Genomic DNA, 14,332 nt, shown 5'->3' on the forward strand with positions numbered 1-14,332 from the left:
TCGGTTGGCGGCCACGTTTACGTGGCCGCTGCGGGCAGGCTTAGAAGCGCTGGCAGGCTTTGCAAGCGCGTTAGGCCTGTTTGGCTTAGCTACTCCATTTGCGCTGTTGGGGTAGAGCGGGAAATTGCTTCTTCTTCTGCGTTCATTTCTGCTTCAATCGACTCAAAAAGAGGCGTGCTCATATAGCGCTCGCCGGTATCTGGGAGCATGCATAAAATCACCGATCCCGCTTTGGCGCTTTGGGCAATCTGCATCGTGATGGCAAAGGTCGAGCCGCCAGAAATGCCCGTAAGGATGCCTTCCTCTTTGGCAAGTTTTTGTGCCCAGCCAATCCCGTCAGCGCCATTCACCGGCAACAATTGATCATATGATTTTTTATCAATGGTTTCTTGCAGAACCAGTGGAATGAAATCGGGGGTCCAGCCTTGAATAGGATGGGGTTCCCAAGCGGGATGGCCGCTTTGTGGCGCGCCATTTGCCTGCCGCTCTTGCGCGATATCGCTGGCCAGCAAGGCGGCATTTGCCGGTTCGGTTAAAATGATTTTGGTTTCGGGGCGGGCGGTGCGCAAGCCACGCGCCACGCCCGAAACTGTGCCGCCCGTGCCATAGCCCGTTACGAAATAATCCAGCCGCTCATTTTCAAAATCAGCGATGATTTCGCGGGCTGTAGTGTGCTCGTGAATATCGGCGTTGGCCTTGGTCTCAAATTGCTGCGCTAGGAACCAGCCATTGGTTTCAGCGAGTTCTGCAGCTTTGTTATACATGCCCATGGCTTTTTGTGCCCGCGGGGTCAGCACCACTTTTGCACCCAGCATGCGCATCAGTTTGCGCCGCTCAATTGAAAAGCTATCGGCCATTATCACCACCAAAGGATATCCTTTTTGGGCGCAGGCCATCGCCAGGCCGATGCCCGTATTGCCGCTGCTGGCCTCTACCACTGTTTGCCCGGGTTGCAACCGGCCTTCGCGCTCTGCAGCTTCTAATATATTCACCGCCAAGCGGTCTTTTACCGATCCTGCTGGATTGAAAAATTCGGCTTTTACGTAAATTGTAACGCCCTCGGGCGCCAAATTATTGATGCGAATGCAAGGTGTGTTGCCGATCGTGTCCAGAACCGAACCATATAGTTGGCCGCGGCCATTTGTACTACGGATTGTCATGTTATTTCCCCTTTTGCCCCACGCTATTCTGCGCCGCCGAGGTTGACAACATGAATAGTTTCGCGGACTTGCAAAAGAAACAGCGCTGCTGAAATAATCCGCTTTGATGCGCCATTAGATATTCATATTGGGGTCTGGCAGTAGGTTTGAAATTATCTTAAGGTTCACGGGCGGCAAACGCCATGAAACAGAAACCGTCGGCTGATGCAGACGTCACAGGGATTAAGCCCGCCGTGATGGGATGGAAATAAAATGTCACTTTGGGAATATGCGAATCCCGTAAAATTTTTGGGTGTCTCAACGCGAATATTGCCATTTATTGCGATTGGGGCCGCGGCCTGTTTGGGCGTTGGGCTGGTATGGGGGTTTTTCTTCACGCCGGATGATTATCGCCAAGGCTCGACGGTTAAGATAATTTATTTGCACGTGCCCTCTGCATTGATGGCGATTAACGCGTGGTTCATGATGCTTGTCGCCTCGTTGATTTGGTTGATCCGGCGCCATCATGTCAGCGCTTTGGCCGCCAAAGCCGCAGCCCCGGTGGGCGTGGCGATGACGTTGATTGCCTTATTCACGGGGGCGATCTGGGGCCAGCCTATGTGGGGCACCTATTGGGCTTGGGATCCGCGGCTCACCTCGTTTTTAACTTTATTCCTGTTTTATCTTGGTTATATGGCGCTGTGGCGGGCGATTGAACGCCCGGATACCGCGGCTGATCTGACCTCTGTCTTATGTATTGTGGGATCCGTTTTTGCGGTTTTAAGCCGCTATGCGGTTAATTTTTGGAGCCAAGGATTGCACCAAGGGGCCTCTTTGTCATTGGATAAAGAAGAGCATGTCGCGGATGTATTTTACCAACCTTTGCTGTTTTCAATCGCCGGGTTTGTTCTGCTGTTTTTGGCATTGGTGTTGGTGGGCACGCGCACGGAAATTAGATTGCGTCGCGCGCATGCCCTGCGCGCGCGACGGGAGGCAGCATGATGCCAGAGCTTGGAAAATATGCAGCGGCAGTGTTATCTGCCTATGGGGTGTCTTTGGGCATATTGGCGCTTTTGATCTTTGGAATATTGCGCAGAAATACGCGCGCTTTGGACGAGTTAGAGGCCGCTGAAAGTCAGCGCGATGGGTAAAATCCCTTGGTTGCTGTTTCTGCCGCCGCTGATTTTCTTAGGGTTGGCGCTGCTGTTTTACACCGGAATGCAGCGAGAAGACCCGAACCGCTTGCTTTCGACTTTGATTGGCCAAGCTGCGCCGCCAATCACGACCGCGCGATTATCGAATTTTCCAGAATTTGAACAAAGCCAGCTGGTTTCAGGCGGCGTAACCTTGGTGAATTTTTGGGCCAGTTGGTGCCCGCCTTGCCGCGCTGAACACCCCAAACTGCTGGAAATGGCGGAAGCTGGTATGCCGATTATAGGAGTGAATTTCAAGGATGACGCCGAAAATGCAGCCGCGTATCTGGCCAAAGATGGCAATCCGTTCCGCGCGGTTGCCTATGATCCGGCGGGGCGCACTGCGATAGATTGGGGGGTCACCGCGCCCCCAGAAACCTTTATTTTGGATGCAAAAGGCACCGTGCTGTTCCGCTTTGCAGGGCCTTTGGTCGGTAGCGATTATGCGCAGCGGTTTGTGCCCGCCTTGCAGCAGGCGCAGGGCCAATAAGCCAGTTCGCGCCAAAGCGGCCGATCTTCATAGGCGGAATAAGAGAGGCTGGATTTGCGCGCTCTCATCCGCGATTTTTTGCAAGGGAAGCTCGCGGCGGCGCCAAAGGCTCTGCCACGGACAAAATTCAAGCGGCTTTGGCCAAGTTTCTCAGAACGTAATGCAGCACGCCGCCATGCTCGATATATTCCACTTCAATCGCGGTATCGATCCGGCATTTCAGAGAAATTTCTTTCACGCTGCCATCCGCGAAAGTGATATGGCAGGGTAAAGCCTGCAAAGGTTCAACGCTGTCCAATCCTGTGATTGTAACGGTTTCTTCGCCGGTTAAGCCCAACGATTTGCGGGTGTCTCCATTGGTGAATTCTAAGGGAATAACCCCCATACCAACCAGGTTTGAACGGTGGATACGCTCAAAGCTTTTCGCAATCACGGCTTTAACGCCGAGCAGGGCGGTGCCTTTTGCCGCCCAGTCGCGGCTTGACCCTGCGCCATATTGCTCACCGCCAAATACCACCAGCGGGGTGCCGTTATTTTGGTATTCCATTGCAGCATCAAAAATAGCGCTTTGCTTACCATCGGGGCCTTTGGTATATCCGCCCTCAACCCCATCAAGCATTTCATTCTTGATCCGGATATTGGCAAATGTGCCGCGCATCATGATTTCATGATTGCCCCGGCGCGAACCATAGCTGTTGAATTCGCGCATGGGCACCTGTCGTTCGATCAGGTATTGACCGGCGGGGGTGGTGTCTTTGAACGAGCCTGCCGGACTGATGTGATCTGTGGTGATCATATCGCCCAAAATTGCAAGTACTTTGGCGTTTTCAATATTCGTAATAACGCCTGGTTCCGGGCTCATGCCCTGAAAATAAGGCGGGTTCTGAACATAGGTTGAACTGGTGGGCCAATCATAGGTTTGGCTTTGCGTCGTCTTTACGCCCTGCCATTTTTCATCGCCCTTGAACACATTTGCATATTTGGATTGGAAGGCCTCGCGCGTGACCGTGCGCTCGACCAGCTCTGCAACCTCTTGCGAGCTTGGCCAGATATCTTTCAAAAAGACGTCTTGGCCATTTTTATCTTGCCCCAAAGGTTGGCTTGTTAGATCGATATCCATAGTGCCGGCCAGCGCATAGGCGACCACAAGCGGCGGTGAGGCCAAGTAATTGGCGCGCACATCTGGCGAAATACGCCCCTCAAAATTGCGGTTGCCTGAGAGAACTGCGGTTGCAACCAGATCCCCTTCGGATATGGCGCGGCTGATTTCAGGCTGCAAGGGGCCAGAATTGCCGATGCAGGTGGCGCAGCCATAGCCCACCAAGTTGAACCCAACAGCATCAAGATCTTTTTGCAGATCTGCCGCTTCCAAATAGGCGCTCACGACTTGCGAGCCAGGCGCGAGCGATGTTTTCACCCAGGGCTTGCGGTTCAGCCCCAAAGCTGCCGCTTTGCGGGCCACCAATCCGGCTCCGATCATCACATAAGGGTTGGAGGTATTGGTGCAGGAGGTGATTGAAGCTATAACCACTTTGCCAGAGCGCATGGTATAATCTTCGCCCTCAACGGCAACCTCTTTATCCATCGGGCGCTGGAACGTGTCTTTCATTTCAGAGCTGAAAGCGGCTTTTGCCGCGCTCAGCGCTACAAAATCTTGCGGGCGTTTGGGTCCTGAAATGGCGGGCACAATCGTGCCCATATCCAAATGCAACGTATCGGTATAAATCGGGGCATATTCCGCATCGCGCCAAAACCCGTTTTCCTTTGCATAGGCTTCAACCAAAGCAATGCGATCTTCATCGCGCCCGGTATTGCGTAGGTAGCGCAAAGTTTCGTCATCGATGGGGAAGAAGCCGCAGGTGGCGCCATATTCTGGCGCCATATTTGCGATCGTTGCACGATCGGCCAACGGCAGGCGATCTAGGCCCTCGCCGTAAAACTCAACAAATTTGCCAACCACGCCTTTCGCACGCAGCAATTCCACCACTTTCAGAACCAAATCAGTGCCTGTTGTGCCTTCCATCATGGCCCCGGTTAATTCAAACCCAACCACTTCGGGGATCAGCATCGAGACGGGCTGTCCCAGCATCGCCGCTTCGGCTTCGATACCACCAACACCCCAGCCCAACACGGCCATGCCATTGACCATCGTGGTATGGCTATCCGTGCCCACCAATGTATCAGGATAGGCGACTTCATCGCCGTTTTGATCCGTATCACTCCAAACGGTTTGGGCCAGATATTCAAGGTTTACCTGATGACAAATCCCTGTTCCGGGGGAACGACGCGGAAATTGTTAAACGCATTTTGACCCCATTTCAAAAAGGTATAACGTTCCATATTGCGTTCATATTCGCGATCTACGTTCATTTGGAAGGCGCGGGGATTGCCAAATTCGTCAATCATCACCGAATGGTCGATGACCAGATCAACTGGGTTCAGCGGGTTAATTTTTTCTGCATCGCCGCCCAAAGCTACCAATCCATCGCGCATCGCAGCCAAATCTACAACGGCCGGAACGCCGGTGAAATCCTGCATCAGAACGCGGGCCGGACGATAGGCGATTTCGCGCGGGTTCTTGCCACCATTCGCGCCCCATATCGAAAAGGCTTTGATATCCTCGAGCGATACGGTTTTGCCATCCTCGAAGCGCAGCATGTTTTCCAACACAACTTTTAAAGCTACGGGCAGTTTGGAAAATTCACCCAAACCGGCATTTTCGGCTGCCGGGATTGAATAAAAGGAGATTGATTTCCCATTGATACTGAGCGTTTTGCGCGTTTTTGCGGTGTCATGTCCTACGATGATGGTCATTTTTTTACCCTTCTGCGACGGTATGGTCACTTTGCTGCCGTGCTTTTGACCCAAGTTTTACTTCTGTTCAAGGGGGTAAAAGGTGCTTTGTATGCAATTGTGTACAAAATTAAACGGAAAGGTGATCCACCGTTACCAAGTTTCAATGGTCAATTGATTTTATCTGCCGTATTTTGATTAGGTGGATTTGAAAAAGAGGGTCCTGCTTTGCGCGCAAACTTGTTGAAATTCTGGATTGGGATATGGATGACCTGTGCAGGTTTTGCGGTTGCACAGGATCGGCCAGCGGTTTTACTCGAGTTGTTTACCTCGCAGGGATGTTCCTCTTGTCCTGCCGCGGATGCTTTGTTTCGCGAAGTTCTGAGCAAACGTTCAGATCTATTAACGCTTTCTTTACATGTCGATTATTGGGATTATATCGGCTGGAAAGACAGTTTTGCCAAACGTCAATTCACCACCAGACAAAAAACCTACGCGCAGCGCGCTGGGCGTAAATCGGTTTACACACCGCAGGTGATCGTGAATGGTCAAGAGCATGTTGTGGGCTCAAACGCAAAGGCGATCAATGATGCGGTCGCGCGGGCGGCGCAAAACCCCCGCCGCGCGGTGCTTACATTGCTTAAAGCATCGCACTTAATCACAGCCACGCTTAAAGGCAATGCGGTTGGAACTGGAGCTGCGGTAGATGTGTTTGCATTTTATTATAAGCCACAGGGAAAAGTTGCGATCCAAGCGGGCGAGAATGCTGGGCAGACATTGACCTATTCAAATGTGGTGGTTGAGATCGCACCATTGGGGGTTTGGAACGGCAAAGGGGTATGGTCAAAAACCTTTCAACCGCGCTCAGATATGCAGCTTGTCGTGGTGGCGCAGCAGGCAAATCACGGCGCTGTCTTAGCCGCGGCGCGGGCGCGCTGACGGTCTGGTTTCCAGCGCCTATGGATCCAAAACCATTGCTTGGGATCTTCTTCAATGCGCTTTTCCAAACGCTGCGTAATCTGTTGCATCATTTGCATGGGCGCATCGGGCGCGATGGGCTCTTCAAACACGATATCAAAATCAACGCCATTGGCGCGCCGTATGCCAAAAAATGGGATCACCACCGCTTGGGTTTTTAACGCGATATCTGCCACGGACGTAACGGTTGGCGCGGGCTTTCCCAAGAACGGCAGGGGCGCACCGGCGCCGTCGTAAATATCAAATAATAACACCGCCATGCCGCCTTGGCGGATGTGGCGCAGCAAGCCCAATGTGCCTTTGCGGCCTTGCTCGAATACCGGCCCTGATAATTCATGCATATTTTGGGCATAATGCTGGTTGAAATAAGGGTTGGCCATCGGTCGGTATAAGCCCCCAATTTGAAACCCTTGGGCGACCAAAGCGGCCCGTGGCGCTTCAAAATTTCCGTAATGGCCTGTGACAAAAACAACCGGCGTGCCGCTGTCTTTTGCCTCAAGAGCCGCGGCAAATCCTGGACCGGTGATCTTGGCCTTTTCCAAGCGCTTGCGAAGCGCAAGAATATCATAATTTTCGATAAATGTTCGCCCTGCATTATCGGCAGCGCCCCGTGCAATCTTCAGTTTTTCATTCGAAGGCTTTTCCGGATATATGTAGTCCAAATTGGCCAAAGCCCGTTTTTGATAGCCCGTGAGGGGGGCCAGAACGCGGCGCATAAACCACCCCATAAACTGCAATCGCATTGCAAGAGGCAGAGTGCGTGCGCTGCGGATCAAGACCCGAATAGCCCAATCTGTCAGCCACTCGGCCAAGCTGCCCGTCTGCTTTGGGTTTTTTGGCATGCGATCCCTATTATCTGTGCATGTGAGGGGTAAATCATAAAGCGCTCGGCAGGGGCAAGCTTAACTTGCGCGATTATCGCGTTTACGCGCTCGAGATTGCGGTTTCATCTTCGCGCCGAAAGGCGATGACGCCGCTTGTTACCAAATCTTGGATGGCTTGGACAACCGCGTTCAAAGCTGCCTCGCCTTGTTCATATTGGATTGCCTTCATATGGGCGATATCGTCCGATAGGTTCTCGGCCATCCGGCGAGGCAGGTTTTCAAGGATAAAAGTTGCCGTGGCGTTTGGACCGGCTTTTTGTGCATAGGCCAGCGCGGTTGCAAGCTCGATGGTGTTTATGCTGCGGGTAATCTGGGAAATATCGCTGGGATGAAGCCGCTTGTGAATGTCTTTAAAGGCAAACATCACTTGCCGAACCCGATGCGCAAAGGCGGGGTCGCTTTCATCAAGGCCATCTAGAACATCATCGCGCAGCGCTTGCGTGGTTGCGGTTAAAATAGATCCCACCCGCTCTTCCGGCGATAGCGCAAATGCACGATCAGGTAGGTTATCGAGCTGCGCTAAAAGGCTTTGACCGATCCGTGAAATGGCTTGCGGGGTGACATGATGGGTCATTGAAATTGCATGGCTGATTTGGCGTGCGTGTTTTCCGGGCAATTTCCCCAGCAGCGCCGCTGCTTTTGACACATCCAACTTTGAAATAATAATTGCGCTGACCTCTATGCTCTCTGCCTCGATTATGGCGATCAATTCATCGATATCGCTGATATTCAATCGATCCCAAGGGTCTGAGAATTTGCGCACGCCGGCTTCTTTGCGCAACCGCTCTGCCGTTTCAGTGCTGATTTTACCTTCCAGCAGGTTCAGTGTTTGCGCCGCACCGCCGCGCAAATTTAACCCGATCGAGGTGACTTCGGATGAGAATTCTTCAATCACTTCTGTTAACAGATTGCGCTCAACAAATTGTAAATTGGCCAATTCTTTTGCCAATTGTGCTTGGGCGTCGACACTGAGGTCATCGAGCGGTATTTCCAAGCCACTGCGCAGCATCGCGCTGACCACGATCGCGGCTTTTTCAGCCTGACTTATAACGCGCGATGATGCTGCCGCCGGGTTAGAATTAGAATTGTCTGCTGTTGGTTCTGACACGCGGCGTCCATCGATCGTTAGGCGCCAATTTTACCTGGAAAACGTGAAAAGAACGCTAATTTTTGCGGCCGTAAACCACAAATCATCCATCCCGGATCTGGCGCAGCCTGCGGTGTTCAAATACTCTGCTCACCACCGGTTTCGGGTTTGGCCTGCGCCAATCCTGCCATCAATGCGGGCACCAAAAGCGTTTGAAACCTGACTGATTGCGGCGTTAACCGGCGCCAAATACGCGGTTGAAAATTGTGTCAACGTGCTTTGTGTGATAGCTCAGATCAAATTTTTCTTCTATCTCAGCCTCACTCAGCGCGGCGCGCACTTCATCATCCGCCAAGAGCTCGGTTTTGAAATCTTTATTATCTTCCCAAACCTTCATCGCGTTGCGTTGCACCAACCGATATGAATCTTCACGGCTTACGCCGGCTTGCGTTAATGCCAGAAGCACCCGTTGGCTCATCACCAGTCCGCGGAACTTATTCATATTGGCCAGCATGTTATCTGGATAGATGACCAATTTATCAATCACTTGTGTCAAGCGGTTCAGGGCGAAATCTAGGGTGATCGTTGTGTCTGGCCCGATATTTCGTTCGACCGAACTATGCGAAATATCGCGTTCATGCCAAAGCGTTACATTCTCCAGCGCCGGCACCACGGCCATGCGGACCAGACGGGCCAACCCGGTAAGATTTTCCGTTAAAACGGGATTGCGTTTATGTGGCATTGCAGAGCTGCCTTTTTGCCCCTTTGAGAAAAACTCTTCCGCTTCAAGCACCTCTGTGCGCTGCATATGGCGAATTTCAGTGGCGATGTTCTCGATGCTGCTGCCGACAACGCCCAAAGCGGCAAAAAATGCCGCGTGGCGATCGCGCGGGATCACCTGCGTGCTGATCGGTTCTGGTGTCAGACCCAGCTTCGTGCAGACATGCTCTTCCACCTGCGGATCAATATTGGCAAATGTACCCACGGCGCCAGAGATTGCGCCCGTTGCAATTTCGGCGCGCGCGATACGCAACCGCTCAAGGTTACGCTCCATTTCAGCGTAGAAGCGCGCAAAGGTCAGGCCCATCGTGGTAGGCTCGGCATGGATGCCATGGCTACGCCCGATGCGGATGGTCATTTTATGCTCGTGAGCGCGCCGCTTCAGGGCCGCGAGAAGCGCTTGAACATCCGCAATCAGAAGGTCTGCCGCGCGTACCAATTGAACGTTGAGGCAAGTGTCCAACACATCTGAGCTGGTCATTCCTTGATGTACGAAACGGGCTTCTTCAGATCCGATATGCTCTGCCAGATGGGTGAGAAATGCGATCACATCATGTTTCGTAACGGCTTCGATCTCATCAATACGCGCGATATCAAATTCAACGTCTTTTGCCCGCCAAACCGCATCTGCATTGGCTTGCGGGATCACTCCAATATCTGCCATCGCCTGACAGGCATGGGCTTCGATTTCATACCAGATGCGAAATTTGCTTTCGGGTGACCAGATGGCAACCATGTCTGGGCGGGAGTAACGAGGGATCATAAAATTTAGCCTTGCTTGAAGAAAAGATGGCTTCTTTTAGAGCTGCTTTCTTGTCGGGGCAAGGGGGGCGGCTTTGCGCGCGAAGCGGGCCTTTAATGCTGCGCTCGGCCCGGTCTATTGTCTAGGCTATGCCCATTAGTTTTAGGTCAAACGGGTAGGCCGATAGGTTCTCAAAGCCTTCAGGTGTGATCAAAACCTGATCTTCCAGCTTAATCGAAAAATCGCCTCCTTCGGGGCTGACTAACGCTTCAACGCAGAGCACCATACCCGCTTCAAGAGGATAATCATAAGCCCCCTCGACGAAAGTGTCCGCATAGGCAATCAAAGGCCATTCATCGCAAAGCCCCACACCATGCATCAGGCAGCTATATTTGCCCTTTTGATATTCTGGCGCCAGCTTATGGGCGTTTCTCGTTAGCTCCGGCATCATTACACCGGGTTTGAGCATTTGCATATTCTGCATGATATGCTCATGGGCGTGCTGCATAGCAGAAATCATATCTGGGCGCGGGCTTTGATCTCCGATCCACCATGTTCGGCTGATATCAACGCAGATCCCGTAGGATCCAACGAGATCTGTATCAAAGGCGAGGATTTCGTTATTTTGCACAATCCGTCCGCTGCATTCTTGAAACCAAGGGTTGGTGCGCGGGCCCGATGTGAGCAAGCGCGTTTCAATCCACTCACCACCCCGCCGGATATTCTCAGCATGCAGCACCGCCCAGATATCATCCTCGCTCATTTGGCGCCGTGCCACCCCTGCGCGCGCCGTGTCTTCCATCACCGCGACGGCGGTTTCGCAGGCATGCGAGGCGCAGCGCATTGCCAAAATTTCATCCGGACCTTTGATCGAGCGGGCTTTTTCGGTGAGCTCTTCACCTTCCATTATTTCAAAGCCCTGCGCCTCTAATGCGCGCAGACCATGCAGCATAATTTTATCCACCGCCAACCGACGATTGCCACCCCCGTGTTGTTTGATCAATTGCCGTATTTCATTTGAAAAGGCATCGGCTGCGATATCGATCTTATCGCCGCGGTCAAAATAAAATAAATCAGCGCCAGCGCGCTGCTCGCGCACCAGCGGGTTAAACTTAGATAAAAACGGGGCGTTTTTGTAGTCCCAGATTACCATATAGCCATCTGCGCAAATCAACACAGCACGAAACGGGTTATGGCTGTTCCAAAGCTGCATATTGGTGCTGTCGGTTGCATAGCGAATGTTTAAGGGGTCAAAGATCAGCAACCCGCCGTAATCACGATCTACAATATGCTGGGTGAGGCGGTTCCAGCGATAGCGCCGCATGGCTTGCAGATCGGGCAGGATCAATCCGGCCCGCTGCCATTCCTGATAGGCCAGTTGCGTTGGGCCGATTTCAACGCGATTTTGATCATTAGGTGTATTATCGCCCAAAACCGCCCCCCGCGCCGGATCAATTTTGCGCTTGTCTCGATAAACCTCTCCCATTTGTAGCCCCGCTTTAATGAAACGAATGTCTGCACTACGTTGAGTCATGGTTTGAAATGGGTCAAAAACAATTGCGACATCGTATTTGTGCGTTTGCGACTTGCAGGGCGCGTGGTTTTGGCGAAAACTGATCCTTATGACTGAGATTTTACAAAATGATTTGCCGTATGATGTGTCACATCATCGCGCCCTGCCGGGGGTTTCCCCTTTGGCGCCGGAGGCGTGGTTGATCGTGGATGAGGCTTATTCGGCCCAAATCCAGCTGCGGGAAACCCTATTAACGCACCAGCGCGACAAAGTGCTGCGCTTGGCCCCAGAAGCTTTCCTGGCAGCGCAAGAATTGCTGGAGATGGCGCTTGGGTTTGCCACTGCCCATTTGGGATTTGAGAGACACAAAGATAGGATTATTTGCCCCGATGGCCGCATGGTGTTGGTCGATGATCAGGATCCGCTGGCCACTTTGGGGCGCGCGTTGCAAAATGATTTTTGCCTTTTGCAACCGCGCGGTGCAGAACATATATTGACGGGGGCCATATTATGTTTTCCCGCCAGCTGGACGCTTGCGGAAAAATTCATGCGCCCTTTATCAAGGATCCATGTTCCCGTGCCGAGTTATGATGCCAATATAACAAAACGCGTGCAGCGTTTATTCAATGGAATTCAAGTTGGCCGGCCGCTTTGGCGGTGCAATTATCTGCATTATGATGCGCCTGACCTGTTTCATCCGCGCATTGAAGCTGATCCGCGCAGCGGCGTGTCAGAAGGTGCAGGCCCTTATATTCGCAGCGAACGCCAAACCTTATGCCGTCTGCCCGAAACTGGCGCCGTGGTGTTTGGCATTCATACGTTTGTTTTGCGAAATCAAGCCTATAAGGCAGATAAAGGGTAAGCGCGCTTTGCTTGCGCCAAAAATAAAAAAGGGCGCCGAGAACGGCGCCCTTTTTACCCCTGTTCAACCGCCATTTTAGCAGCTGTAATACATTCCGAATTCAACCGGATGCGGGGTGTGCTCATAGGTTTCGATCTCTTCCATCTTCAGCTCAATATAGCCGTCGATTTGATCTTTTGTGAACACGTCACCCGCCAGTAAATAATCGTGATCTGCTTGCAGCTCTTCCATCGCTTCGCGCAAAGATCCGCACACTGTTGGAATATCTGCCAGCTCTTCTGCCGGAAGATCATACAGGTTCTTATCCATCGCTTCGCCCGGATGTGTTTTGTTTTTAATTCCATCAAGGCCAGCCATCAGCAGGGCCGCAAAGCACAGATATGGGTTGGCTGAAGGGTCGGGAAAGCGCGCTTCGACGCGTTTCGCTTTCGGCGATTCTGTCCATGGGATTCGAACGCAGCCCGAGCGGTTTCTGGCCGAATAGGCGCGCAGAACCGGTGCTTCAAAGCCTGGAATCAAACGCTTATAGCTGTTTGTTGAGGGGTTCGTGAACGCATTCAAAGATTTGGCATGCTTCAAAATACCGCCGATGAAATACAAGGCCTCATCGCTGAGATCTGCGTATTTATCACCTGCGAAGAGCGGTTTGCCGTCTTTCCAGATCGACATATTGCAATGCATGCCGGTTCCATTATCGCCCGCGATGGGTTTGGGCATGAATGTGGCTGATTTGCCATAGGCCTGCGCCACATTATGGATCACATATTTGTATTTCTGCAGCTCGTCTGCCTGTTCTGTGAGGCTGCCAAAAATCAAGCCCAGCTCGTGCTGACAGCTGGCCACTTCGTGGTGATGTTTGTCAACTTTCATGCCTAGGCGTTTCATTGTCGATAGCATTTCAGAGCGGATATCTTGTCCGTCATCGATGGGATTTACGGGAAAATATCCGCCTTTTACGCCAGGTCGATGGCCCGAATTGCCCGCTTCATATTCAGTGTCGGTGTTCCATGAGGCGTCTAAAGCGTCGACTTCATAAGATACTTTGTTGATTGAGTTTGAAAACCGCACATCGTCAAAAAGGAAAAATTCGGCTTCTGGTCCAAAATAAGCCACATCACCAATTCCAGATGATTTCAGATAGGCTTCTGCTTTCTGGGCCGTGCCACGCGGGTCTCGCTCATACGCTTCTCCGGTATCGGGCTCAACCACAGAGCAGTGAACACAAAGCGTTTTTTCTGCATAGAATGGATCGACATAGGCGCTGTTGGTATCCATCATCAATTTCATATCTGAGGCTTCGATTGATTTCCATCCGGCAATAGAGGAGCCGTCAAACATGAACCCTTCCTCAATGAAGTCCGCATCGACTTGATCCGACATTACGGTTACGTGCTGCAGCTTGCCCCGCGGATCCGTAAATCGAATATCTACATATTCGATATCTTCATCTGCGATGGTTTTGAGAACGCTTTCAGTACTCATTCCACTAATTCCTTTTGTCTTGAGTGGGTTTAAAGCGCGTCCGAGCCGGTTTCGCCGGTCCGAATGCGGATGGATTGTTCGATTGAGCTAACGAATATTTTTCCGTCGCCAATCTTATCGGTCTTTGCGGCTTGGACGATGGCTTCAATGGCCCCATCGACTTGATCGTCATCCAAAACAACTTCGATCTTCACTTTAGGCAAAAAATCGACAACATATTCGGCGCCGCGATATAATTCAGTATGACCTTTTTGGCGACCAAAGCCTTTTACCTCGATCACGCTCAGCCCTTGAACGCCCAAATCTTGCAGGGCTTCTTTCACCTCATCAAGTTTGAAGGGTTTTATGATGGCTTCTATTTTCTTCACGTTCGCCTCCCTAATAGGTTT

At 51.9% G+C, this 14,332-nt stretch carries 12 protein-coding genes and 1 pseudogene; 5 read left to right on the forward strand and 8 right to left on the reverse strand.

Going from position 1 to position 14,332, the window contains the following annotated elements; all coding sequences use genetic code 11:
* Positions 1-89: 89 nt before the first annotated feature.
* Positions 90-1,160: a pyridoxal-phosphate dependent enzyme gene (locus GN241_05530; protein XAT56874.1), complete on the reverse strand. Its 1,071-nt coding sequence runs from the start codon at positions 1,158-1,160 to the stop codon at positions 90-92.
* A 252-nt stretch (positions 1,161-1,412) separates the two neighbouring features.
* On the opposite strand from GN241_05530, the gene GN241_05535 reads away from it, so the two are divergent.
* Genes GN241_05535 through GN241_05545 form a run of 3 tightly spaced genes read left to right on the forward strand, consistent with a single transcriptional unit; the run spans position 1,413 to position 2,822 of the window.
* Positions 1,413-2,141, forward strand: coding sequence for a transcriptional regulator (locus GN241_05535; protein XAT56875.1), 729 nt, complete (start codon positions 1,413-1,415; stop codon positions 2,139-2,141).
* Positions 2,138-2,290 carry a heme exporter protein CcmD gene (ccmD, locus tag GN241_05540; GenBank protein XAT56876.1) on the forward strand — a complete coding sequence of 51 codons (153 nt, stop codon included), beginning with the start codon at positions 2,138-2,140 and terminating at the stop codon, positions 2,288-2,290. The genes GN241_05535 and ccmD overlap by 4 nt, the downstream gene beginning before the upstream one ends.
* The gene (locus tag GN241_05545) at positions 2,283-2,822 is read left to right on the forward strand and encodes a DsbE family thiol:disulfide interchange protein (protein ID XAT56877.1); all 540 of its coding nucleotides are present in this window, start codon (positions 2,283-2,285) and stop codon (positions 2,820-2,822) included. Before ccmD ends, GN241_05545 begins: the two co-directional genes overlap by 8 nt.
* A gap of 127 nt (positions 2,823-2,949) precedes the next feature.
* Here GN241_05545 and acnA read toward each other — a convergent pair.
* Positions 2,950-5,636: pseudogene (acnA, locus tag GN241_05550) on the reverse strand (aconitate hydratase AcnA).
* Positions 5,637-5,843: 207 nt separating this feature from the next.
* Between acnA and GN241_05555 the strand changes: the two are divergent.
* Positions 5,844-6,554 carry a DUF1223 domain-containing protein gene (locus GN241_05555; GenBank protein XAT56878.1) on the forward strand — a complete coding sequence of 237 codons (711 nt, stop codon included), beginning with the start codon at positions 5,844-5,846 and terminating at the stop codon, positions 6,552-6,554.
* On the opposite strand, the gene GN241_05560 is transcribed toward GN241_05555, so the two are convergent.
* The 4 genes from GN241_05560 to GN241_05575 form a co-directional block, all read right to left on the reverse strand.
* On the reverse strand, positions 6,518-7,435 hold the full coding sequence (locus GN241_05560; GenBank protein ID XAT56879.1) for a lauroyl acyltransferase: 918 nt from the start codon (positions 7,433-7,435) through the stop codon (positions 6,518-6,520). The genes GN241_05555 and GN241_05560 overlap by 37 nt on opposite strands.
* 82 nt (positions 7,436-7,517) lie before the next feature.
* Complete coding sequence (locus GN241_05565; protein ID XAT56880.1) at positions 7,518-8,585, reverse strand: flagellar motor switch protein FliG; 1,068 nt, start codon at positions 8,583-8,585, stop codon at positions 7,518-7,520.
* A gap of 214 nt (positions 8,586-8,799) precedes the next feature.
* Complete coding sequence (locus GN241_05570) at positions 8,800-10,107, reverse strand: adenylosuccinate lyase (protein XAT56881.1); 1,308 nt, start codon at positions 10,105-10,107, stop codon at positions 8,800-8,802.
* Between the two features lie 121 nt (positions 10,108-10,228).
* Positions 10,229-11,572, reverse strand: coding sequence for a M24 family metallopeptidase (locus GN241_05575; protein ID XAT56882.1), 1,344 nt, complete (start codon positions 11,570-11,572; stop codon positions 10,229-10,231).
* Positions 11,573-11,708: 136 nt separating this feature from the next.
* On the opposite strand from GN241_05575, the gene GN241_05580 reads away from it, so the two are divergent.
* Entirely contained in the window at positions 11,709-12,461 is a 753-nt protein-coding gene (locus tag GN241_05580; GenBank protein XAT56883.1) for a DUF3445 domain-containing protein, read from the forward strand.
* Between the two features lie 75 nt (positions 12,462-12,536).
* On the opposite strand, the gene glnA is transcribed toward GN241_05580, so the two are convergent.
* Positions 12,537-13,943 carry a type I glutamate--ammonia ligase gene (gene glnA, locus GN241_05585; protein ID XAT56884.1) on the reverse strand — a complete coding sequence of 469 codons (1,407 nt, stop codon included), beginning with the start codon at positions 13,941-13,943 and terminating at the stop codon, positions 12,537-12,539.
* Positions 13,944-13,972: 29 nt separating this feature from the next.
* The gene (locus GN241_05590) at positions 13,973-14,311 is read right to left on the reverse strand and encodes a P-II family nitrogen regulator (protein ID XAT56885.1); all 339 of its coding nucleotides are present in this window, start codon (positions 14,309-14,311) and stop codon (positions 13,973-13,975) included.
* Between the last annotated feature and the right edge of the window lie 21 nt (positions 14,312-14,332).

The sequence above is a fragment of the Rhodobacteraceae bacterium IMCC1335 genome, assembly GCA_039640495.1.
Lineage (GTDB): Bacteria > Pseudomonadota > Alphaproteobacteria > Rhodobacterales > Rhodobacteraceae > Thalassovivens.